The sequence below is a fragment of the Chamaesiphon minutus PCC 6605 genome (assembly GCF_000317145.1).
Taxonomy (GTDB): Bacteria; Cyanobacteriota; Cyanobacteriia; order Cyanobacteriales; family Chamaesiphonaceae; genus Chamaesiphon; species Chamaesiphon minutus.
Genome location: NC_019697.1, coordinates 5,765,520 through 5,789,461, shown reverse-complemented (window position 1 = coordinate 5,789,461; position 23,942 = coordinate 5,765,520). Strand labels below are relative to the sequence as shown.

The window sequence follows — 23,942 nt, the reverse complement described above, 5'->3', positions numbered from 1 at the left end:
GCAAATATTTTGAATGAAATCAAAGCGCATCGAACGATCGAAAGATCGGTCATAAACTAAGCTTTAACTACTGGTATATCGGCATCATCGGTTTCTGCTGTCAATTCCTCATCAAGTGCGATCCAAACGCCTCGATCGAGTTGTGCGGGTTGATGCTGTCGCCAGTGAGCTTTAATATAATCGAGCAATAATAATTCATGACTCATTTGATTCGATTAATACTGAAGTCTGGTAGGATCTTTGGTATACAAAAGTTGGTGTCGTTCCGATGCTTCTGCCCACGATTTTGGCATCCGATATCCTTCTAAAATAATGTCATCGATCGCCGATCGCACTTGACGCGCGCAAGTCTCGAAACACACGTTGCCAACTCCGGTACCTAATCCTGGTAGAGCGATCGTTTCAATCCGTGATGAGATTTTTTGGCCTGTATATTCGCCCGATTTAAATACACCATCTTTGACTAACAAAAAAATTGCCCGCGCTGCCAAATAAGGATTGACGGTATCTTGAAGATTCATCGGTACGCGCATCGTCGGTGCAAAAATTAGATAAGGAATTCTGACATTTTCAGTAGCCACAACGTCTGCTTGTCCGACTAAAATTTCGCCATGATGACGATCGAAAATTTGGCGACGGACGCGGATTTGAATATCGTCGCCAAAGTGCCACATATACACTCCATCGATGCCCCCATCCATGAAGCCATAACTATTAGCTGGACTGACCACCGCATCGCAATCAACATCAAGAATCGAGCCATGATGGACAGTCACAAAATCCAGATCGCCGCAAAATTTAGTCCAAGCTTCGGCTAATGATTCGTCTACAGCAGTCAAGATTAATTTCATCTAGTTAATAGAAGGCAGAAGGCAGAGGGCAGAGGGCAGAAGGTAGAAGTAGAATTGAATATGTGATTTAGTCGATAAAATTGCGTTGTAGACGCTCGAAGAAAAGACGTGTCGATAGACGGTTTCATCGTGAATAGCGTCTCACCAAATAGATATCGGACAGCTTACCATAACAAATCAATTATCAATTATCAATTAATCTAAGCTTCGCAACTAGGACGAGCGATTAATCCTACATACGGTTCTGGCGCAAATATACCACCAGCTCGATCGAGTAATTCTCGATCGCAGACACCGAATAGTTCGGCTTCTGTCTGCGCTTTCCGCATATCTCTAAGGAAGACACCTGCCGCATCGACGCTTTGCCCGATGAAATTGAGATACATTTTGAGATGGCTGACGCGCGATTTTTCGGGTACAGATTTATCGAGTTGCATCTGATGCAATCGATCGATATACTCTCGTACCTGAGCTAGTGTGACGATCGAAATCTCCTTTCCCGCCACCGCCTCACGAATCTGTCTAAAAATCCAGGGATTGCGGATCGCGGCGCGTCCGATCGTTACTCCTGCTGCTTGGGTTTGAGACAGCACCGCCATTGCGGACGCTGCCGAACTGACATTCCCATTAGCAAATACCGGACAACGCAATCGTTTCACCGCATGGGCGATGAGATCGTAATCGACACTGCCATGATACATTTGTTTGACTGTCCGACCGTGCAAACTCAGGAGGTCGATATCGTGTCGATCGATTAAATCTAGTACTCGATCGAATTGGCTGGTATCTTCAAAGCCAATCCGCATTTTGACGGTTAATTTGCCATCTACAGCCGCGCGCAATTCGCCTAATATTCGATCGATCTTATCGGGATCTTTAAGCAGTCCGCCGCCAACATTCTTGCGATAAACTCGCGGTGCGGGACAACCCATATTGAGATCGATCCCAGCAATTGGGTACTGCATCAGCAACCGCGCGATCCTGACGAGATCGGGAATATGTTCGCCAAGTATCTGCGCGAATACCGGACGACCTGTGGTATTTTCGGTAATCGATCTGAGAATATATTTATCGACGCTAGAGTCGGGATGTACCCGAAAATATTCGGTAAAAAAGTAGTCGGGACAGCCATAGGCAGCGATCGCATTCATAAAGCAGACATCTGTCACATCCTGCATCGGTGCTAATGCTGTCAATGGAGCTGTCGATTCCAGGGGGGCTTTCATATCAACGGACGGATTATCGTTCCACAATCTAAATATTATCGAAACGCTCGATGGCAGAGATTTAATTATCCACCAGATCGTTCATTATCTAACTACTTACACCTTGCAGCAGTATCTAAAAACAGCTTAGAATCACTATTCACTATCCACTATCCACTATCCACTATCCACTATTCACTAGTAACTCTGTTTTGAGACAAGCTCTGAGACTACCAACTCAAAATCAGTGGCAATTCCGATCGTAGATCTAGCTGTTGTCCCTTCCCTTCACCATCAAATCCCAGCTCGATGATATATTCCGTACCCGATCGTAGCTCGATTCGATCGGTCTCGACGAGTGTTTGTAATTCTGGGGAAAGACGATCTGCATAGGGAGTGACTAATTCTACTCGTGTAATTTCGCGGATGCCCAGGGGATGATTCAACGGCTGTGCCTTTTGCGCTATGTAGCCATCTGGACGTTGCCCGAAGGAAATTTGGAACAGCATCGGTTCGGTTAAGTTCTCGCTGTTTGTCCCTACCGCAATCGCCACAGTTGTAGGTAAATAAGGTGGATGATATGCCCAACTCGAAAATGCGACCGAACCCTCCTCACTTGGCACTGGACGCAGACAAATACCAAATGGGCACGCACCATTGGTTCGGTTCAGCCATCGCTCCCACAGCCGAGTCCGCGCAATTGGTGGAGAATACGCCGCCGCCTCATTGTCCACCCACAACAATTCCAACATGGCATTGTCAAAAAAGAATCGTCGATTGGCTGTCCCTTGCCCTGGATGGGTATTTGCCGATCCTTCCACCAATCCCAATGCGACCAATCGAGCGGCAACACTAGCCCCCAGATCGGTACAAATAAATAAATGGTCGAATTCACAGGTCATTTAGTACTTGAGTCGTAAGTGGTAGTTACAGCACGGATTTAAACCTATGCTTTTTGTTCGCTATGGCTGAAATTGGCGACATCCTCGAACCACCAATCGAATAAGATCGATACTAACATTGTGCGAAAACAGCCTCCTACATCGGGATTTAAGGATTGACAGGATTAGGCGATCGGCATATCTACCCATCCACTCATCTAACCATTACCTATCTTGTCAGAGTATGTCTTTATATAAAGGAATATTTCAATTCTGACAGACTGGATGGGGTTGGCGGCGATCGGGCTGAGAGTCCGTGCTAACATCCATCATTGTAAGCACAAGTCATGAAGAGAGTATAGCTGTGGTACTACGGGTTGCTGTTGTCGGTTCTGGGCCAGCGGGTTCTTGCGCCGCTGAAGTGTTAGCTAAAGCTGGAATTGAAACTTATTTATTTGAACGCAAATTAGATAACGCCAAGCCTTGTGGTGGAGCGATACCTCTATGCATGGTGAGTGAATTTGACTTACCACCAGAGATTATCGATCGCCAAGTGCGGCAGATGAAGATGATTTCGCCTTCCAATATCGAAGTGGATATCGGTCAAACGCTCAAGGCGGGTGAATATATCGGCATGTGTCGGCGGGAAGTATTAGACGGATTTTTACGCGATCGGGCGGCAAAATTGGGTGCCAAGCTGATTAACGGTACCGTCCATAAGTTGGAAATGCCAGGGCTGAACACGACCGATCCCTACGTCATCCACTATGCGGATCATTCCAATGGTAGCCTCGAAGGTGAAGCCAAAACTCTCAAAGTCGATCTCGTCATCGGTGCCGATGGAGCCAACTCTCGCGTTGCTAAAGCCATGGATGCAGGCGATTACAACTACGCGATCGCTTTCCAAGAGCGGATCAGACTGCCTGAAGACAAGATGGCTTACTACCACAGCCTAGCTGAGATGTATGTCGGCGATGATGTCTCTACAGACTTCTACGCTTGGGTCTTCCCTAAATACGACCACGTAGCGGTCGGTACCGGGACGATGAAGGTACACAAAGCCTCAATTAAGCAATTACAAGCCGGAATCCGCAAACGGGCGGCCAAGAAGCTAGAAGGCGGCACTATTATTAAAGTAGAAGCTCACCCCATCCCCGAACATCCACGCCCCCGTCGGGTGGTCGGTCGTTGTACGCTAGTAGGCGACGCGGCTGGTTATGTGACCAAATCTTCGGGTGAAGGTATTTATTTCGCGGCCAAATCCGGACGGATGTGTGCAGAAGTTATCGTCGAGCGTTCCGAGCGCGGCGCAAAAATCCCCACCGAAGCCGATCTCAAAGCATATATCAAGCAGTGGGACAAAGCTTATGGCTTGACTTACACGGTGTTGGATATTCTTCAACGGGTATTCTACCGCTCCGATGCTACTCGCGAAGCGTTTGTCGAAATGTGCAGCGATCTCGACGTGCAGAAGCTTACCTTCGATAGCTATCTCTACAAAACTGTAGTCCCTGCTAATCCAATTACTCAGATGAAAATTACCGCTAAAACGATCGGTAGTTTGCTCAGAGGTAATGCGCTAGCTCCCTAGTCAGATCCCGCCAGAATTATTAGAAAAATAGCTCCCCACCTTTTTAAAGAGGGCGGGGAGCTATTTTATGTTAAGTAGATACTGCGATCTACTTTCTTTATTTATCTAGAAGTAAATCGCTAACCTCCCCCTAAAGGAGGATTCTAAACAAAAGTAGGTTAATTATATTATTGGTAGTCTGGCTACTATGGCCGCCTCCTTGGCTTAATGAACTGGTGAGAAAATAATGGCAGCCGCTGAATGAATCAAAATACACAGCGGTTTGTGGGTCGATCGATTACATTTATTTCAAAAAGCTTTATTCACAGAAATGTAGAGCATTTCAAGCGTCTCCATCTGCCTGCAAACCGCTGTAGAGGGAGACTAGATCGAGTTGAGTGCAGCACTAGTGTCACAAGCGAAATATCACCTCTTTTAAGATTTCAATTAATGACAATATCGCTAGCCACATCACGGCTTAAAAGTTAACGTAGTCAACAATTTTAAACCATGATTGTATTTATCATCCCTGTAAAAAGTTCGTTAATTTCATCGAACTGGAAACGATTTTCCCAACTATTTGAAAGATGTATTAAATCTGTTTGTAACCAAACCTCTACTAATTTTCAAGTGGTAGTCGTATGTAACGAAAAACCCGATACCAGTTTTGAGTCGCCGCATATCGAATATTTATATGTAGATTTCCCACCGCCAGTATCGGAGCAAGTCAACCCGATTGCCGGACTAGAGTCGCCCAAAGAAGCCGATAAAGCCAAGAAAATTTTAGCAGGACTAGAATACGCTAAGAAATTCAATCCATCGCATGTGATGGTGGTAGATGCCGATGATTGTATCAATCAAAACATTGCTAAGTTTGTCGAAGAGCATCCCGAAGCCGATGGCTGGTATGCTCGTAAAGGTTACGTTTATAAAGAAGGCAAAAGATATATCTATCTTAATGCCAAAAACTTTAACGATTTATGTGGAACGTCGATCGTCGTTAGAGCCGATCTCGCAGAATTACTAGTGACTGAAGGTAATTATTACGATCACACTACTGTTACTTTGAAAAATGGCAAAAAGTTACAACCGCTACCATTTGCTGGCTCAGTTTATAGTGTAGAAAATCAAGAAAACTATCGAATGACGACCACCGCAGTCAAAGCACTTGCTACTAAGTCTTATCAGAGAGGATTAAATTACTGGTTAGAAAAAATCAGTAAATATCGGATATTTTTATTAACTAATTCCATTCGCCAACAGTTTGGACTATATAAGCTAGAAGCGTGAAGCGGCAAAATCGGCTCGATCTGAGTCTGCGGGCGGATTGCGTGCTAGGTTAACAATTTGCTTTACAAATCGAACGGGTACTTCAGTCAAAGAAGTGTTATAGTCTCTATTCACTGGTCGCTATTTTGACTGCACATGTGTCGTCTGCTTGCTTATCTGGGTATTCCCCAATCGCTCGATCGAGCAATCTCCAAACCCGAACACTCGCTGATCGTCCAAAGCTATCAACCCAAGGAAATGACCGCTGGGGTGATAAATGCTGATGGGTTTGGGATCGGCTGGTACGATTTCGATCGAGATCCCGATCCATTTATTTACAAACAAACTCAACCAATTTGGACGGATATCAATCTCCCACAACTGAGCCGATATGTAAAAACTGGCTGTATGTTGAGCTATGTCCGCAGTGCTACTCCGGGACAGGCGGTGAGTTTGAGCAATTGTCAGCCGTTTCAGGATGGAAAATTATTATTCATTCATAACGGCTTTATCGATAACTTTCGGGGTGGTTTGTACAGACAAATTCGCGACAAACTGCACCAGCATATCTATCAAGCGATCGATGGTACAACCGACTCAGAACATATCTTCGCGCTATTTTCTAACGAATTACACACTCATCCCGAACTCCCGTTAGAAACTGCCCTCCAGCATACTCTCCAGATCCTGCGCGATTTAGTCGAATCCGCACGCACGACAATTTCGGCTAACATTGTGATTAGCGATGGTGACAGGTTGATTGCTTCGCGGTTCGCGCATCGCGCGACAGTACCCTCGCTCTACTGGATTAGAGATAGTCTGGAATATCCAGATGCGGTTATCTTAGCTTCCGAGCCGCTCTTTGCTGGTAATTGGCAAACTTGTCCGATGCAAAGCATCATCACTGTCAGCAAAAATTTAGAGATCGCAATTCATCCGATCTAAATAATTTTTGCTGGCTCTCAACACAGAATCTGGGTTTGGACTATCTATCCTAAAGTCTATTTATCAATTATCAATTAATTCAGATCCCAATCCATCGTATCAGTCACCAGATTGACCCCCAGCCAATTACTAACTTCTCTTGCCATCCATTTAATCTCGCGTTCGGTGAGATCTTGTCCCGTACTCAGGACTCTGACTGGATCTGTCTGCCGCAATTCTAGCATCAAGCTCACTTTAGGCACCTTCAGATCGGGATGCTGATAGTTATCCACGATGACTTGGGTAATTTCCCTGGTTTTAAGCTGCTTGGGACGACCGCGATCGAGTCCGTACAAATGCTGCGATAGTGTCAATTGCTGGCGATCGATCGACAAGATCGTCTGCGACATAAATTTTTCGGCTAGCTCGAAGGAAATCTTCAATCCACCCTTAAACAGCCACAGTGTCAGTGGCAGCACGAACATCAATGCCACACCCAAGCCGACTCTGACAGCTAACTCGGTAGTGGATATTGTCAGGGGTACGGAGATATAGATTGTCAATGCAGTCAGAAACAGCACCGCGCAATTAATAAACGCAGCCAATCCCAGTTGATGGATGGCGGCGCGATCTGGTCGAAATCGAGCGGGGATCGTCAGTTGGAATCGCTCGGCTTTGCTATTAAGTTGAATTTTGCTACCTGAAGGTTGACGCATGATGGATGTAGATGAGAGCGGGGAGCGCGGGGCGGGGAGGGGGCGACTGGGGGACGGGGAGTAGAGTAGGGTGGGGAATGCCCACCAACTAGGTTTCAGGCATTATCTATTTAATGAATATTTACATCTACTTACTTCTACCCCCTAATTTAATTCAGGATTTAGATTGCGATTCGATCGAGCGTGGGCGGGCATTTCGCGATTGCTGGCAAAATTACTACTATTAAGCTGTTGTTGCAAGGATTGGTGAGGGTCGATTTTTAGCCCTAGAGAGCCAGATGCCGGAGTAGAGGCAAAAGGTTCGGGAGTCCACAATAACCATCGATTGCCAGCCGGAATTGTCGCCACCTGTTGGGGTTGGCTGGTGAGGAGAACTAATGGATAAGGGGCTGGTTCTGATATCTGTGGTTCGGCCATCTGCACGGCTGCTAAGGTTTCAAGTACCTGTCGCGCGCCAGAAATTAAGCCAGTGCCTGCCGTCCACAGTCGGACATTGAGATTTGTCGATTGACTGGCATAAAAATACAGCGTGCAAACAGCGATGACTGCTTGCTCGAAGTCAGCAGCGTCCCAATTGACGCCACTATCGAGGCAAATCGTGACATTTTGCCCCCCACGTTCGGTTTCGAGTTCGCGCACCTGAAATTCGCTAAAACGAGCACTCGTGCGCCAATGGATCGATCTCATGGGATCGCCATATCGATATGGACGTAGCGATCGCGTGATGCCTTCATTCGCTGCTTCTAAATGCCGATTGGCAGACTGATGAGCCTGACGATCTGAGTTACCGATACCATCGAGGAGCGGACAACGATCCAATTTTAGTGCTTGGGGATAAACATAGGCGATCGCGGTCGCTTCGCGCTGGCGTTGACACCAAAATAAGCCAATCGGCGCGCCACTGCGCAGGGCAATTTTCGACCACTGATACACCCCTCGCAGCTCGGTAGGCTGGCGATAAACCCAGCGATATGTGCCATCAGCTAACACCTGCTCTACTGTGGTTGTAGGGGGGTTAGACCGACTTAATGGCGACAGATCTCGGACTTGAAATAAGCTTTGCACCTGCTGAGTGGGATTGTGAATACTTAGGGCGATTTCTAAATCTGTCCCTGCGGTCACTGGTAAGATAGCTTCGCGACTGACGCTCAGAGCGCGAATCGATCGAGCGGGTAATACGGCACTGACGCCGAGCAACGCCACTCCCACGCCACTGAGGACATAGAGCCAGCCTGCCATCGTATTAGTTGCCGCACCAAAGAAGCAAATCGTCAGGGCAGCCAATAACCACCCAGCATAGGCGGGATTTACCCAATTAGTTTCCAGCCAGTTCGTAGCACGGTTAAACATCAGAATTTAGATTTGGCGATTACCTACGGTAGGCTACTCCAACGAGATTAGCCATTTATATTAGAGTACCCACGAACGATCGTTAGTACAGCCTCGATCGTAAATAAAATAGCTAAACCTCGATCGATTTGGCATTATCACTGACGCAAGTTGTTAGTGTGTAGAGGTTAGATGGTAGGGGATATAGGGTAAGACTAAAAATACTGCTGGCATTTTTCCCGCTCTTTACTGCCTGCGCTCTACTCTCTATCCCCTAGCTTTACCAATAACTCATAAATAGCAACTGCGGTTACCAGTGGCACCGTAGCTATCGATCCCAGTCGGCACAAACACGGTAAGATTTCTATCTAGGCATCCTACGTATAATTTCAATCTACTCTTTAGCACACTTGGCAAAGCGTACCAATCGTCGATCGAGACGATCGCGTCTTCAGGGGATCGATCCAGTTTTTTCATACCCATTTCTAGTTAAGTAATTCATGGCGATCCGACTTTATCGAGGTGTTTCGGCTTACTACCATCACACAGCATTAATTATCTTACTAGCTGGCTTTTTGGTCAGGTTAGTTATCGCAATTTGGCTGCATCCGGGTTTTGATGAAGCCTATTATTATCTCTACACTCTGCATCCCGATTGGAGTTATTTCGATCATCCACCATTAGTGGCTTTGACTACAGGTTTTGGCGTGTGGTTGACGGGGAATGTATCGCAGTTCACGATTCGGATTGGGACATTAATACTTTATACTGGCTCGTTAACCTTTCTATATCTAGCGACACTACGATTGTATACGCTTCAGATTGCCATTAATACCCTCGCGATCGCCTCCGCAATTCCGATTTTTCAGATTGCTTTTGGGATTTTAAATATTCCCGACACGCCGTTATTATTCTTTTGGGCGGTATCTTTATGGCTGGCTACTCAAGAATTTTTTGATTCGCGGGTTTATCGTCCGAGCTTTAGACTGACATTACTCTGTTTGACAGTCGGTTTAGCTTGTATGGGTAAATATCATGGTTTTATTTTGGCCATCAGCTTGTTTGGGTTTTGTTTATTTACTCCCAATTATCGCCGCGCTCTAGTTTCTAAATGGTTTTGGCTGGGAATTCCCATTTTTTTACTGACAATTTCCCCCATGTTGTACTGGAACATCATGCATGATTGGGTATCGTTTCGATTCCAATCAGAACGAGCCATTCCGACAGCAAGCGGTTATCAAATCGAGCGAGTGTTGCTCAATCTTCTTGTAGAGCTGCTCTACCTATTCCCTACATTTGGGATTCCTTTATTTTTTGCCCTGTTTCGTACCAGTATCCAACAAATTAGAAACTTTAGTTGGCAAAACAACTCCAGTATTTCGGCATTTAGCAATGAGTGGGAGTTACAAAAAAGAGGACTGCTGTTATGGTTATCATTACCGCTTATTTTGGGATTTACAGTTATTGCTGGCTATCAGCAAATTTTACCTGCTTGGAAAATACCTGGCTATTGGACGGCAACGATCTTACTCGCCGAACGCGTCGCAATTAACCGCCGCTACTCCAATGCCCGGATTCCGTATCGGTGGTTCTTTGGCTCGGTTGGGGTAATTATTTTATTACTATCGATCGCGTTATCACATGTCGCATTTGGGACATTTCAGACCACAGGCAAACCGTCAATCTATGGAATCTTACCACTAGAAATTAAAACAGATAATTCCACCCAGCTATTCGACATTCAACAGTTAAGACAAGGATTTGTCACTAATAATAAATTAAATCAAGCCTTAAAAAAAGCAGATTTTGTGTTTACTAATCGTTACTATTTGGGCGGACAGATTGGTATGGCGATCGATCCGCTCTTTCGTAAGCCATTAACTTGTTTCGATGCCGACCTCCGGGGCTTTGCCTTTTGGTCTAAACCCAAACAGTGGATCGGTAAAAATGCCATCTATGTAGGCAGTAAAACTTTTGATGTCGATCTCGATGCCAAAAACCGCTATCCCAGTTACTTCAAATCGTTAACTAAACTTGGCGAGATTCCGATCCGACGCGGTGGCGAAATAGTCCAAACTTTTAGTGTTTATCAAGCCCAACAACTGTTGAAACCTTACCCGCGTCCCTACGGCAATTAAGATAACTCTCGGCGATTTTCCCATTACAATCGAAAGAGATAGAGCTACGACCCTTGCAGTTTACGACTGGAGTATTCTCTAACTATGGTGCGACAACTACAAAAATCAGTGACACCACCACCAGATCTCTACATGTCGGTAAATGGCATTAATACTCGTTATTGGCAGATGGGCGAGCGAGGAAGTACGATTATCTTGCTTCATGGCGGAAATGGATCGATCGAGTTTTGGCTGTACAATATCGCCAATTTAGCAAAACATCATTGCGTGTATGCGATCGATATGGTCGGTTCGGGTAAGTCGGATTGCCCGGATGGATCTTATTCTCTGGGTTATCAAGCTGAGTTTCTACATGGCGCGATGGCTGCTTTAGCTATCGATACGGCGACTTTAATTGGTAACTCCATGGGTGGGGGCATTGCGATCGAATTTACCAGATTGTATCCCGATCGAGTGGCTAAATTAGTTTTAGTCGATAGTATGGGTTTCGGGAGAGAGATTAGTTTAGGGATTCGGCTGATTACGCTACCCACGATCGTTAGTTTACTGCGTCCGGGCCGCTGGATGATTCCCGCGATGTTACGCTCTAATTTTTATAATGGCCAGCAATTACCCCCAGAATGGATGGAATTACGGTATCCAATTTTTGCTTTACCCGATCGCCATCGAGTTATTCTCAAAATGGGTCAGAGTAATTTTAATTTAGCTGGCGTTTTGCCCCAAGTATATCAGCCGATTCTCGATAGTTTAGCAAATATAACCCAAAGAACATTAATTATCTGGGGCGCGCAAGATCGGATTATCCCTGTCAAACATGCCTATATCGCCGCAGCAAGCTTACCCAATAGTCAATTACAGATCTTCCCCAACTGCGGACACCATCCCTATCTAGAGTATCCCGCTAAATTCGATCGATTGGTGCTAGAATTTCTCGCATCATAACTCAAAAAAGTGGGTCGATATTTACTATCGACCCACTCGGTAAATTCTGGTTGTAGTTTAATCTCGATTTGTCAGTTGCAAAATAGCTCGATCTCAAAAGTAATCCAAAAGTTGCTGTCGGAATCCAGATTCCGACAGCAGTCGATCGATTGCAAGGATGTTAAATCTCCACCGAACTGAGATCGCCTTTGCTAGCTGACGCCGCAGCAGTTTTCTTGAGGGTACCGCCAAGTGTCGGTAGATCTGCCAGCGAAAGAATTTGAATCCGCGACTGTTGGAGTGCGGCTTGACGTTCGGCTGCGGTATTATAGCCCCAGTCAGCTAAATATAGTTTGACTGACTCCAATTCTGGCTGAGTGGCTACTTTGGCTAGCGTGTTGAGTCGATCTTCGACAAACCAAATAGCTGGAGCTTTCTTGCTCCCCCGATCGAGCAGTTGTTTGAGGCTATCTGTTTTACTACGTTTGAGTTCTTTACCCCAAATAAATTCGCTGGCTAGTTCCACGCCATTATCCTGGAGCAGTTGCGTTACAAACCGACTTTCTTTGGTCGTAATAATAATCGGTTGAATCTTCCGGTTGGGCAGTTCTTGGAGCAGGTCGATAACACCAGGATAAAATTGGTGTAACCGCAGCCAACTAGCCGGATCCTGTTGAATCCAATTATCTCTGACTGCATCTAGTTGTTGGCTAACTTTGACCCCGCTGAGCCGACTATCTGCCAAGATGCGATCGCGGATTCGCTGCCAAGAACTCTGCATTCGCTCAGTAGAAATACCTAGTGTTAGTGCCCGAATCAATACGGGCATTTCCCAGCCTACTTCGATTAATGGGCGCAATTCTCGAAACTTTTCGGCAACACCAGGGGAGGGTTCTAGCCTATCTAGTTGCCACACTTGCGTGTACGTGCGCCATGCCGTCTGCCAATACTCTGCCATCCCGTCGCACAAAACCCCGTCAAAATCTAGAGCGAGAATTCGCGCAGCATTCATACTGTTATTTTTCCTTTGACTAACGTAACAATCCGTCAGAGTGTACTTAGGCCGCCTCCGACTGCGCTGCTTCGGTTATAGAGTTAACTGGGGTGCAAGGATTCGAACCTCGGAATGTCTGGACCAAAACCAGATGCCTTACCACTTGGCGACACCCCATTGCAATGACATCTATAAATATATCACAGGTATCTGGGTAGTTGTCAAGCACGCATGAGATCTTTTTTGGAGTCGATCTGGATCTCGATCGGAAAGAGCCGCATCTGCAAAACTTATTGTCATATTTTCGTAGCACTGTCGATCCTCAGAAACTTGACCCTGCAACCAATCGAGGTTAACCCTCCGTATCCTCCTTTTGGTAGTTTCGAGTCAAAGGATGAGTGTGTTTAATTATAGAAAGGAAGACGATCTATTCCCTAATTCAATGAGCGAAAAGCAAGAGAGTGACTGAATTTACCATTTATCTTCCCTTGCTGGCAGCGTCATTCCTAATTATAGATTGCTTGGTATTAAATATTACTTTTATCTAAAAATTCAAGAGGAGTAGCGATCGATGAACACATAGTCAATAAATATCAATCTTCAAGAATATTTGTCATTTTAGCTACATTATCGGGCGAATCTAAGCGATGCTGCCACTTATTTTGGATGAGATATTTTAGTCGGATGAATTATAAAGATTTTGTTAAGATAGTTGGAATACTCAAATTCTAGAGTTTAAGATCTAAGTAACTTAATAAAACAAATGTAAACTTAATAGTCTGCATCACAGTATGTGAGGTTGTTGACAGGCAGCACTTTTAGGCATCTGGCACGAGCTTATCCGAGCTATTTCCTGGGAATTATTAGTGAGTCCAGATCGTTAGTAGTTGCCGAAATAGCGATCTCTAATCTTGATAAATTTCGATCGATTTCATAATTGCTATTTACTAACTGCCTCATATATTTCAGGAGGATATACTATGAAAATTGCTCAAATAGCACCTTTGTGGGAAAGAGTACCGCCACCCGCATACGGCGGGATAGAATTGGTAGTTGGGCTGTTAACAGATGAGTTAGTGGCCAGAGGGCACGAGGTAACTCTGTTTGCATCAGGCGATTCGATCACCTCAGCCAAACTAGAATCAATTCATCCTCAAGCACTGCGCTTGGATTCAAGTATTAAAGAATACGGTATTTATGAGATGCTCCAATTAGCCAGTGTGTACGAACGGGCTGGAGAATTCGATTTAATTCATTCGCACATGGGTTGTGCGGCACTACCTTACAGTAAATTGACCAAAACGCCGACAGTACATACATTGCATGGAATTTTCACTCCAGACAATGAAAAAATGTTTACTCATGCCAAAGCGCAGCCATTCGTGAGCATTTCCAACGCTCAGCGGGTAGACAGATTGGGTCTCAATCATGTGGCGACCGTGTATAACAGCATCGACGTTAGCACGCATCACTTTTTCCCTACGCCTGACGAACCAGCCTACATGGCCTTTTTAGGCAGAATGTCTGTAGAGAAAGGGCCGCACCATGCGATCGAGATTTCTAAAGCAACAGGAATACCCCTGAAAATGGCTGGCAAAGTCGATCCTGTCGATGTGAAGTACTTTGAGGAGCAGATTAAGCCACACATCGATGGCGTGCAGATCCAATTTTTGGGTGAAGCCGATCACTTTATGAAAAACGATCTGATGGGCCGAGCGATCGTCACTTTATTTCCGATTACTTGGCGCGAACCATTTGGACTCGTAATGATCGAATCGATGGCCGCAGGTACGCCCGTGATTGCCATGAATCTCGGCTCGGTCGCTGAAGTTGTTGCCGATGGGATCAGTGGTTATGTCTGTAACACGGTTGAGGAATGTATTGCCGCAGTTGCCAAAATACCCCAAATTTCCCGATTTGCCTGTCGGGAATATGTATCCCATCGTTTTGGCGTCGAGCAAATGGCCGCAGGTTATGAAGCCGTATATCAACAAGTCTTAGCAGAGAAATTCGCTCTCAACGGACACCTTGTCGGTTCGCGATAAACCGCAGCTCGACATAACACATCATCCGCATTCGGCGGCGCGCTCGATCTAAATCTTCAGCACTAGTGAAGTTGGCACCCAGACTGCATCTACAAGTAGAAATCGCTAATGGCGATGGCTACTTGTAAACAGTACGCCATCCCCGCGATTCGCCAAAGGCGACGCTAAGCGAACGACAGGTTGTAGCCCTTTGGAGCAATTATCCAATTACTTCGGACTCTACATCTTGATTCGATGCTGAGATTTTCGCTTTCGCAAGATCGCATCGCAAAATAGTCGCAACCTTTGCGAACGATCCGTTAGCAAGGGTTGACCGCGAGTCCTAACTTACCCCTTGCCTAAATTTCAAGATCGATTTTTATTGAGGTGCAGAAAATGTCAACAGGAAAGTTCCCCACAACTATCGTTACTAACACACCAGTGACACAAACCCATCAACCATTTGCTTGCGCTCGTACCAAAATTCCCACTCGCCAAGCGATTGCGTTAATTTCCGAGCATGGCGACCCCGCCGCCGAAATTGGTAAAGACGCCGCTGGCGGTCAAAATGTCTACGTGCGTCAAGTAGGCGAAGCCTTGGCAAAACTGGGCTGGCAAGTAGATATGTTTACGCGCAAGAGTAGCCCCTACGACGCCACCATTGTCCAACATACGCCCCATTGTCGGACGATTCGCCTGATTGCGGGGCCAGAAACCTACATTCCTCGCGACGAACTGTTCCAATACATGCCCGAATTTGTCGATGCTTTGCAAAAGTTTCAGCAAAAAGAAGGCACAAACTACCCCCTGGCTCACACTAACTACTGGATGTCAGGTTGGGTTGGATTAGAACTCAAGCGTCGCCAAAATATTCAACTGATCCACACCTATCATTCTCTCGGTGCGGTCAAGTATCAATCTGTGAGCGACATCCCCGCGATTGCCCAAACTCGATTAGAAGTCGAAAAACAACTGCTGGAACAGGCACACTCGATCGTTGCTACCAGCCCTCAAGAAAAGGCAGATTTAGAGAATTTGGTCTCGCGCATCGGTAGTATTGATATTATCCCTTGCGGTACCGACGTGAGCACCTTCCGCCCGATTTCCAAAGCAGATGCACGCAAGCAGTTAGGAATCGGGGCTAAAGAGAAAGTGGTACTTTATGTCGGTCGCTTTGACAAACGCAAAGGGATCGAAACCCTCGTTCGCGCTACAGGCGAACTGCGATCGAAATTAGAACAAGGTGCAGAAATCGATCCTCAGAACTTAAAATTACTGATTGTCGGCGGTAGCGATCCCCAAGAGGCTGACGGTGCCGAACGCCGGAGAATTGAAGAAATCGTGACGGAGTTAGATTTACATGCCAATACCGAGTTTGTCGGTATGGTCGGACACGATCGCCTAGCACTGTACTATACTGCTGCTGATGTCTGCGTAATTCCCAGCCACTACGAACCATTTGGCTTAGTCGCGATCGAAGCGATGGCGTGCGGGACTCCTGTGGTTGCATCGGCAGTTGGTGGTTTGAAATTTACGGTGATTTCTGAGGAAACAGGCTTACTAGTACCTCCTCACGATGTGAGTAAATTTGCTCACGCGATCGGACGGATTTTAACTGACGAAGTTTGGGCGCGGAAGATGCGCAAACAAGCCTCGACACGGGTACACCAAAACTTTAGCTGGACAGGTGTGGCCATTCAACTGAGCGATTTATATCGCTACTTGCTCGCTCAATCCTTGGTCGGCTCTGGTTTGAAACCCGTAGCGAGCAGTCCTGCGGCACTTGTATCCAAGCTCATTGCCTCGTAACGACAGATAGACTTCGTTTTCCACAGGCTCCTATCCCCCCCCGATTGACGCACCACCGTGCCGATCGAGGGGGCTTTTGATGTTTTTCCTTCTTGCCAATGGCTAATACCATCATGAATTTTGGATTATGAATTTTGGATTATGAATTGTGGATTGGGAAAACCTTGCTGTCCATCTCTCGAGATTGTTTTTTAAATAGGTCTAAAATCTCAACACCCGGTCGAAAGCACACATCTAGCTCGATCTTAGCCTTAATAAAATCTTCCAGTGCGCAATACACTAAATTACCTAAATTTGAGTATTATACATGTAATGTAAACTTGGCATAGATCGTATCCGATCTGCACAAGCATTTAATTAGAAGCCAATAATGAAGAATGTTTATCGGGTTGCAGGGTTAGCTGGGTGCTTCTTGACATTGAGTCTATCCAGCGAAGCGGTTCGAGCTGTCGATTTAGGCATCGATCCCAGATTTCAGGATCGGTTTAGGATTACAGAATTTGCGACAGGGTTGGATTTTCCGAATGGGATCGCACAATTAGGCGATGGTTCGCTGGTGGTAGGAACCACTCAAGGTCGCAACTTCTTCGATCGAGATGCCAAAGGTCAACTTATTCGACTGCAAGACACCAATGGTGACGGGGTTGCAGAGACGAAGACGATTCTCTATGATGGGGCGCAGCCAGGAAATAATCTACCTGGCGGAATTAGTGCCGTTCGGGTTATCGATAATTACTTATTTGTAACTACCTTTGGCGAAGGTCACGATCGCATTTCTATCTTTCAACAGGGAGCCAATTTCAGTGCCAATTCCCTAGCTTTCAAAGGGTCTGTAGACTTCGCCTTTCCTGCGGGTCGGTACCAAGCCACCTCGGCTTTAGCAGTGCGGCAAACTGGCACAGAGCAATTCGATCTATTTTTCAATTTAGGTGCCACTGTCAATAATCAAGCGACTTTACCTAATTCAATTTCTGTCAGCGGTCAAAATGGGATTACGCTTCCGCTTACGAATCTCACTGGAGATTCCATTTATAAACTACCAATTACGATCGGCTCAAACCTAACTGTGGGTCAACCTACTGTGATTGCAACGGGATTGCGTAATGCTGCTGCGCTAGAATTTTCTAAGACAACAGGCGATCTTTACATTGGTGAAAATGGCATTGATAACATTACCAATGTAGGATTGTATCAATCTCTCACTGCTGACGAAATAAATCGATTAACTGTCGCTCAACTTGACAATTCAGATCCCAAAAACTTCGGCTTTCCAGCCTATGGTACTCAATACGGTTTGCCAGGAGTCTTTGTAAATGGCGAGGGTCAAATTGTTAGTACTAAAGATCCTAGTTTCCTCGATCCACTAGCAACTTTTCAGCCCCTTGACGATCCCAAAATAGGTTCGCAGAGTACGGGAGTAGCCTCGATCGCTTTTGTACCAACAGCATTCCCCAATGAATTAAAAAATGGTTTATTTCTAGGTTTCTTTGGTCGTCTTGTCTACGGACCTGATGACGATATCAAAAATCCCTTGATTTACTATGACCTAGCAACGAATGAATACTCGCATTTTCTCAGCACAAATAGAGTGGGCGGAAATTTTGGTCACTTTGGCAGCTTATTAGCTAGTGACGACTCTCTATTTGCCACCGATATCGGTGCTAGATCGGGATTGCTGTTCTCATCTCCTGGATCTGGACTCGGTAAAGTTTACCAACTTCAGGCACTTCAGACAGCCCAGATAGTGCCGGAACCGTCAACGATGTTGGGTACAGCGTTAGCCATCGGATGTGGAGCTTGGCTCAAGCGCAAAGTCAAAAAAGTAAGGCATCGGGAACTGGCAATTTGTGGTGATGGTTAAAAAGCTAGGGTTGGTTGCGGTGAAAGTCAAAGGCATTAACTGCGGTGGCATGGGCGGATAAGGCGCGAATGCATTCAAAAGTCTGGAGATCTCAAATCCGAACGGTCTTATCGCCATGCCCGCTTGCCAATAATTTCCGATCGACAGTATTGGCAAGATAATAACCGGAGAGTCAATAGTTAGCAACGATCGCAAGCATTCGCCTGTCTTCACATCCCATTGTTTGATGGATCGATGCTATAGGTAAATAGCGTTAGCCCTGAGAGATCGAAGCTAACGGCAAAAGACCAGCAGTCAGTTCTCGATCGTGCTAAATCGGCGAGTGCTCGATCGATGATGAGTTCGACGATCTATTCCATCACTACGGGCTGCTGGGTAAAGTGGGTGCCCCGCGCTTTGAGGAGACAGCGAAAACTGAGTGCTTTGAGAGTTTATTAGATTCAGGATTCTGTCCCTCATTCCCAGTGAACGAAAGTAGTTTTCTTGCGCGATGAGTACTGGGTACAACTAGACAAATATCAATATCCGAATTCAGCACCGCTGAATTTAATTTTTGATAGTGATTTGGAAGACCAGATCGTTATAATCGCGGTCGCCACCACCATACAAATCTTCTATCCCAAATTTATTGTCACCCAGCAAGCGGAAGTGATCTACCTTGTCTGTATTTGCACCCAAATAGTTAAAGTAAGCGTGAATATTACCGTCAGCATTATTGTTAGGATTCTGCTTGAGAAAATTGTCAAAAGTTCCATTGGCAACTACTACAGGAGCTAAAATTTTCCCACCAGCAACAGAGAGATTAGTGTCAGCTTGACTGGTAAATCTGGTGCGAAGTACCGCACTTTTAATTGCAGCTTCAGCATAACCTGCATCGCCCGGTTTGAGTCCATTGGCGAGCGTACCACTCTCATCTTCTACTTCATACAAACCAATAAAGTTACTATAAGCCGCATCGCCGATCGCCCGCATATCGAAGATTACCGAACCACCAGCATACGATCGCAAATCGATAACCTGTCCTTGGGAGTTACCTTGTAGATCGGTACCGCCTTGCAAGTTATAGTTATCTACTGCTTCCACCCGCACCACGAGATCTTTGAAAGCAATATCATAGTTATTGTTGGTAGAGTTAAGCGTAAATCTCACCGGAGTCGTGTTACTCGGATTGGCATCAGGCAGGGAGAATACAATATTTGCAGCAGGTTTGCCTGCGGCAATATTCGTTTTGACAGAGTCGAGCGTTTCGTTAGTAATTGCCAGAAATTGGATTCGATCGCCCTGAGTAATGTTTAAATAACGTTGAGAGTTATTATCATATTGACGATCGAAAGCACTATTACCCAAACTAGAAAAGATCGAGGTCGCGCGTTCGATCGCCGCAGCGACATAACCATTTTCGCCCGGTTTAATGCCATTAATCCGACCTAAATCGTCATCGACGACAAACGCAGAGATTTCGCCAAGCTCGTTGTTTGTCTGGGGTACTTTAGTAAATTTTAGCAGCGTATTAACCGAACCACCTTCCACTGTCAACAGATTCTTAACAGGTTCGAGCAATTGAGGTTTTTCGGGATCCTTATCGGCGATCGAGATCGTACCGCTACTTGCCCCCGTCAGAGTGTAATCGTCAGTTGAGAATGACAGTGTGACATTTTCTGTACCCTCGTAAATTTTGTCATCGATCGCTTGAATATCGACGACGGCTTTATCTGAACCCACCGCAAAAATACTCGTACCAGCCAATCTTTGATAATCAGCACCATTAATACTCGTACCAGAGAGAGTGTATCTTACCGACAGCGATTTATTCAGATCGCCACCGCGTGTAATGATAAATTGTCCGGGGTTTGGAGTTTCGCCCGTTTTGGTTTCCGCAGCATCAGCATCGCTGACAGACAACGATAGGGGTGTATCGTCGTCTAAAATAGTGCCAATTGCTGTTCGATCGCCAAGATCGGCATTCGTCGGATCGGAAAGATTGAGGGTAAAAGTTTCATCAGCTTCAAGATCGCGATCGCCCGTAATATCGACCGTAATCTGTTGAGTGGTTTCACCTGGGGCAAAGTAGACAGTTGTTTTATTGAGGGCTGTATAATCGCTGCCTGCAATTGCCGTACCATCTACAGTGGAAACATCAACCGTTACATCAACCTCGCTTGGCTTATTCAATGTAACGTTAAATACCGCGCTTTTTGTCCCGGTACTACCTTCGTTAAAACTAGCACTAGCAATACTGACTGTTAGTGGTAGTTCGATCTGCGAACTATCATCCGCAATTGTAATCCGTGCTTGTTTGCTGCGATCGCTCAAGTTATAACCAAAACCATCATCGATCGTTAAAACTACCGATTCTAATCCTTCAGGGATATTATCAGCAATTGGCTCGATTTTGACCGTAGCTGTCTCTTGTCCGGCTAAGAATGTTACCGAGCCAGTAGTGTTAACATAATCTGTGCCTGTTGTTGCTCTGCCTGAGAGCGTGTAATTAACAGTTATGGCATTACCTGCTTTAGCATTGGCGCGATTAAGTGTGAAAGTAGCACTACTGCCAATGTTTTCAAAAGCAGTTGGATCGCTGGCTACGACGGTAATTGTTTCTGGTAATGATACTTGCGATGGCACACCAGAACCAAATAAGGTTTCGGTAATATAAGTTGTGGTTGCTCCTGGAGCTAGTACGAATACATTCCGAAATGCTGGAGTGACATCGTAAGGTGCGCTATCGATAAATGAGTCGCCGTTGGTGTCGCCTTGGATCGCATTCGATAGGGGATTTCCTGCTAAGATCCGGCTGCGTAGCGAAGAAAACTGACCAATTTCAAATCGATCCGAGGTGAGTCGAGTACCCCCATTAGCGGTAATTCCCACAAAGGTCGTAGGTGAGAAAGGATTATCGCCACTATCTGTTTCAAATAAAATATCCCGACCGTTGCGGGCGATTCTACCACCTTTGTCAGCGATACTCCCATCAAACTGGAGATCGCCATCAAAGTATCGAACTAGTTCAAAACTGATGGGCGTGCTAGTAGGATTGGTAATTTGATACGCCTGAGTCAGTCCGCTGCCAGTTCTTTGGCCATTTTTATTTAAATCGCTGACTGTTTGAATCAATTCAAACTGAAGACCAGATACCAGAAAACGACTGGTGGTGCTAGTAGTGTCGATGCTAGCAGGTGAAGTAATATTTGTTGCTAATTCACTGATAAATTTGCGTGCTCCACTCGTGCCGATCCGAAAGGCAAGATCGGATTCATAAGTTGTCGAGCTTGCCGTCTTGGCACCGACGGGATCGTAGGCAGCTCCGCTGAAGGAACCTGTATTATCTACCAATACGTCCAATCCACCATCACCAGCAGTAGTTTTTAGTCGAGCCATAAATATTGATTTATCAGTTGTAGATGTGTAGATCTCGATTTCTGTCCAGATTGCCCTGATGACAACTTCAGATCGAGCGTAATTCGCTAAAATATAGTCGATCGCTAACCTAATCCAGGCTCAATCGCTCTCGACATATTATTCCCACAATTACCTACAGAATCTAGCTAGCACGAATTCATTGAATCATTTTTCTACATCTCAACAAAAATAGGCTGATGGACAATTCCCACCAACCCATTCGTGACAAGTTAAGAAAATCAGAGATTTGTCAAAAGGGTAATAAAAAGATGCCAAACTGTTTCTAGTCAAGAGTTTGAGGGAATAGAGGCCTGATGACCAGCCGCCGAAGAAGTAACCGCGACCACGCCAAAAAGAACCACCAACCAGGCATTAGTGACAAGTTAAGAAGCGATCGCACTTGTCACTAATGCCACCAACCTATTTCTTAAGGCTATTTTTCCCGCTCGGAGCGGAATACATTTCCTCGCTCGATCGGAGATATTTTTATACTCTACTTATCGATTTCTGACTTCATGCGCTCTAGCGTCAGATTCATTTGGTCGAACATTTGCATCGGTGTCATCCCAAATTGACTCATTTGGGTATTCATTTGCTCGACAGTCATTTTGGCCATAAAATCGTCTGACAGTTCAAACCGCTTCATAAAGACTTTGTAGCGATCGAGTAAAGTTTCCATCCGCTCGATAAACGCAATCTTGCCCTCGCGATCGAATTTACCATATTTACCGCCTAGCTGTGTCAGATGTTGATAATCGTCAAACAACTGTTTGGCTTCTTGTTGGATGATATCAGAATCAAAAAATCCCATGACAGATAATTATAGTAATAAGGTTTAAAATTAAGAGCGAGGACATGACGATCGATGCTCGTGTATACATCTTAAGTCAGTCTCGAAACGCTGAGAACTGCGGTTTCCCGTATGTGAGGATCGGTTAATGTTAGACATCACTACTCCTAAAAATCGTCAAGTCGCGATCGTCTTAGCATTTGCTAGCATGACGATCCCTGTGGCAGGATTTCATAAGTTTTATCTAGGACAACCTGTCTGGGGGCTAGTTTATCTATTATTATCATGGACGCCGATTCCGCATATCGCTTCGGCGATCGAAGCTGTTTGGTATCTTACTCAAGATAGTACCCACTTTGACGGCTCTTTTAACTCGGCAACCGCTGATGCGAGTACAATTGTGGCTCATAGTTCGGTATTGTTACGCGATCGCACAGTTGCAACTGTATCTGATTCCATTCGCGAATTAGACAAGCTCCGCGCCGATGGTTTGATCTCAGAATATGAATTCGAGCAAAAACGCCGTCAATGGCTCGATCGGGCTTAGGGGATACTGAATAGTTAATGGCGATCTTCGATCGTGACAAGGCTTCAAGTTGTTCTCGCGTTATAACTATTTATATAGTCCTACCAATCTAAACTGGATCGGGATCTAAATTAATCATGGTCAAAATTGTTGGCATTGCAGGTAGCTTAAGACCGGACTCATACAGCCAAATCGCTCTTGCCGTAGCCGCTCAAAAGGTGCGAGATTTGGGTGCAGAAGTCGAGATTTTGGATCTCAGACAGATGCAGTTACCTTTTTGTGATGGTGGTACTGAATACCCAGAATACCCAGATGTCAAACGGCTGCAAGATACTGTGAGTAATGCTGATGGACTGATTTTAGTTTCGCCAGAATATCACGGCAGTGTCAGCGGCGTCTTAAAAAATGCTCTAGATCTGATGAGTTTCGACCAGCTCTCAGGTAAAGTTACTGGTTTTATGACAATCTTAGGCGGACAAAGCAACAGTAATGCACTCAACGATCTGCGGATAATTCTTCGCTGGGTTCACGCATGGTCTATTCCCGAACAAATAGCCATCGGTCAAGCTTGGCAAGCGTTTACGCCTGAAGGTAAAATCGCAGATGAGAAACTCTCACAACGCCTCGACCAATTTGCCAAAAGTTTAGTCGATAATACCCGTAAATTGCGTGGAGTTGACTAGATTTTAGGCTTTAGGCTTTAGGCAGAAGGGGATAGGGGTTAGGGCTTGAGGA

20 protein-coding genes and 1 tRNA gene are annotated in these 23,942 nt (G+C 45.5%); 10 read left to right on the top strand and 11 right to left on the bottom strand.

The window, feature by feature from the left end; translation table 11 throughout:
- Positions 1-56: 56 nt before the first annotated feature.
- The 4 genes from CHA6605_RS34625 to CHA6605_RS26410 form a co-directional block, all read right to left on the bottom strand.
- Positions 57-206: a hypothetical protein gene (locus tag CHA6605_RS34625; protein WP_015162438.1), complete on the bottom strand. Its 150-nt coding sequence runs from the start codon at positions 204-206 to the stop codon at positions 57-59.
- A gap of 9 nt (positions 207-215) precedes the next feature.
- Positions 216-851: a macro domain-containing protein gene (locus tag CHA6605_RS26420; protein ID WP_015162437.1), complete on the bottom strand. Its 636-nt coding sequence runs from the start codon at positions 849-851 to the stop codon at positions 216-218.
- Between the two features lie 200 nt (positions 852-1,051).
- Positions 1,052-2,077: a tRNA dihydrouridine synthase gene (locus CHA6605_RS26415; RefSeq protein WP_015162436.1), complete on the bottom strand. Its 1,026-nt coding sequence runs from the start codon at positions 2,075-2,077 to the stop codon at positions 1,052-1,054.
- Between the two features lie 209 nt (positions 2,078-2,286).
- A complete protein-coding gene (locus CHA6605_RS26410) occupies positions 2,287-2,958 on the bottom strand; it encodes a VOC family protein (RefSeq protein ID WP_015162435.1) in 672 nt (223 codons plus the stop codon).
- A gap of 343 nt (positions 2,959-3,301) precedes the next feature.
- On the opposite strand from CHA6605_RS26410, the gene chlP reads away from it, so the two are divergent.
- From chlP to egtC, 3 genes are all read left to right on the top strand, one after another.
- Positions 3,302-4,528, top strand: a complete 1,227-nt coding sequence (gene chlP / locus CHA6605_RS26405; RefSeq protein WP_015162434.1) for a geranylgeranyl reductase — start codon at positions 3,302-3,304, stop codon at positions 4,526-4,528.
- Between the two features lie 489 nt (positions 4,529-5,017).
- A complete protein-coding gene (locus tag CHA6605_RS26400) occupies positions 5,018-5,797 on the top strand; it encodes a glycosyltransferase family A protein (protein ID WP_015162433.1) in 780 nt (259 codons plus the stop codon).
- A gap of 135 nt (positions 5,798-5,932) precedes the next feature.
- Positions 5,933-6,721, top strand: coding sequence for an ergothioneine biosynthesis protein EgtC (gene egtC, locus CHA6605_RS26395; RefSeq protein ID WP_015162432.1), 789 nt, complete (start codon positions 5,933-5,935; stop codon positions 6,719-6,721).
- Between the two features lie 74 nt (positions 6,722-6,795).
- Here the strand turns inward: egtC and CHA6605_RS26390 are convergent, their stop codons facing one another.
- The 3 genes from CHA6605_RS26390 to CHA6605_RS26380 all read right to left on the bottom strand — a co-directional run bounded on the left by CHA6605_RS26390 (position 6,796) and on the right by CHA6605_RS26380 (position 9,222).
- The gene (locus CHA6605_RS26390) at positions 6,796-7,416 is read right to left on the bottom strand and encodes a hypothetical protein (protein ID WP_041548469.1); all 621 of its coding nucleotides are present in this window, start codon (positions 7,414-7,416) and stop codon (positions 6,796-6,798) included.
- A gap of 144 nt (positions 7,417-7,560) precedes the next feature.
- A complete protein-coding gene (locus CHA6605_RS26385; protein WP_015162431.1) occupies positions 7,561-8,766 on the bottom strand; it encodes a DUF58 domain-containing protein in 1,206 nt (401 codons plus the stop codon).
- Between the two features lie 270 nt (positions 8,767-9,036).
- Positions 9,037-9,222 carry a hypothetical protein gene (locus tag CHA6605_RS26380; RefSeq protein WP_041548468.1) on the bottom strand — a complete coding sequence of 62 codons (186 nt, stop codon included), beginning with the start codon at positions 9,220-9,222 and terminating at the stop codon, positions 9,037-9,039.
- Positions 9,223-9,245: 23 nt separating this feature from the next.
- On the opposite strand from CHA6605_RS26380, the gene CHA6605_RS26375 reads away from it, so the two are divergent.
- Both CHA6605_RS26375 and CHA6605_RS26370 read left to right on the top strand, forming a co-directional pair.
- Positions 9,246-10,883 carry an ArnT family glycosyltransferase gene (locus CHA6605_RS26375; RefSeq protein ID WP_015162430.1) on the top strand — a complete coding sequence of 546 codons (1,638 nt, stop codon included), beginning with the start codon at positions 9,246-9,248 and terminating at the stop codon, positions 10,881-10,883.
- A gap of 84 nt (positions 10,884-10,967) precedes the next feature.
- Positions 10,968-11,825, top strand: a complete 858-nt coding sequence (locus CHA6605_RS26370; protein WP_015162429.1) for an alpha/beta fold hydrolase — start codon at positions 10,968-10,970, stop codon at positions 11,823-11,825.
- 160 nt (positions 11,826-11,985) lie between these two features.
- On the opposite strand, the gene CHA6605_RS26365 is transcribed toward CHA6605_RS26370, so the two are convergent.
- Together CHA6605_RS26365 and CHA6605_RS26360 are read right to left on the bottom strand one after the other, a co-directional pair.
- Entirely contained in the window at positions 11,986-12,816 is an 831-nt protein-coding gene (locus tag CHA6605_RS26365) for an HAD family hydrolase (protein WP_015162428.1), read from the bottom strand.
- 87 nt (positions 12,817-12,903) lie between these two features.
- Positions 12,904-12,975, bottom strand: a tRNA-Gln gene (locus CHA6605_RS26360).
- 803 nt (positions 12,976-13,778) lie between these two features.
- Between CHA6605_RS26360 and CHA6605_RS26355 the strand changes: the two genes are divergently transcribed.
- The 3 genes from CHA6605_RS26355 to CHA6605_RS26345 all read left to right on the top strand — a co-directional run bounded on the left by CHA6605_RS26355 (position 13,779) and on the right by CHA6605_RS26345 (position 18,492).
- A complete protein-coding gene (locus CHA6605_RS26355) occupies positions 13,779-14,843 on the top strand; it encodes a glycosyltransferase family 4 protein (RefSeq protein ID WP_015162427.1) in 1,065 nt (354 codons plus the stop codon).
- A gap of 375 nt (positions 14,844-15,218) precedes the next feature.
- Positions 15,219-16,631: a glycosyltransferase family 4 protein gene (locus CHA6605_RS26350; RefSeq protein WP_015162426.1), complete on the top strand. Its 1,413-nt coding sequence runs from the start codon at positions 15,219-15,221 to the stop codon at positions 16,629-16,631.
- A 370-nt stretch (positions 16,632-17,001) separates the two neighbouring features.
- Positions 17,002-18,492, top strand: coding sequence for a PEP-CTERM sorting domain-containing protein (locus tag CHA6605_RS26345; protein ID WP_015162425.1), 1,491 nt, complete (start codon positions 17,002-17,004; stop codon positions 18,490-18,492).
- Positions 18,493-19,038: 546 nt separating this feature from the next.
- Here CHA6605_RS26345 and CHA6605_RS26340 read toward each other — a convergent pair.
- Positions 19,039-21,870 carry a Calx-beta domain-containing protein gene (locus CHA6605_RS26340; protein ID WP_015162424.1) on the bottom strand — a complete coding sequence of 944 codons (2,832 nt, stop codon included), beginning with the start codon at positions 21,868-21,870 and terminating at the stop codon, positions 19,039-19,041.
- 514 nt (positions 21,871-22,384) lie between these two features.
- Complete coding sequence (locus tag CHA6605_RS26335) at positions 22,385-22,702, bottom strand: DUF1825 family protein (protein WP_015162423.1); 318 nt, start codon at positions 22,700-22,702, stop codon at positions 22,385-22,387.
- A 127-nt stretch (positions 22,703-22,829) separates the two neighbouring features.
- Here CHA6605_RS26335 and CHA6605_RS26330 point away from each other — a divergent pair, with 127 nt between their 5' ends.
- Both CHA6605_RS26330 and CHA6605_RS26325 read left to right on the top strand, forming a co-directional pair.
- Positions 22,830-23,228, top strand: a complete 399-nt coding sequence (locus CHA6605_RS26330; protein WP_015162422.1) for an NINE protein — start codon at positions 22,830-22,832, stop codon at positions 23,226-23,228.
- Positions 23,229-23,344: 116 nt separating this feature from the next.
- On the top strand, positions 23,345-23,890 hold the full coding sequence (locus CHA6605_RS26325; protein WP_015162421.1) for an NADPH-dependent FMN reductase: 546 nt from the start codon (positions 23,345-23,347) through the stop codon (positions 23,888-23,890).
- Positions 23,891-23,942: the final 52 nt, after the last annotated feature.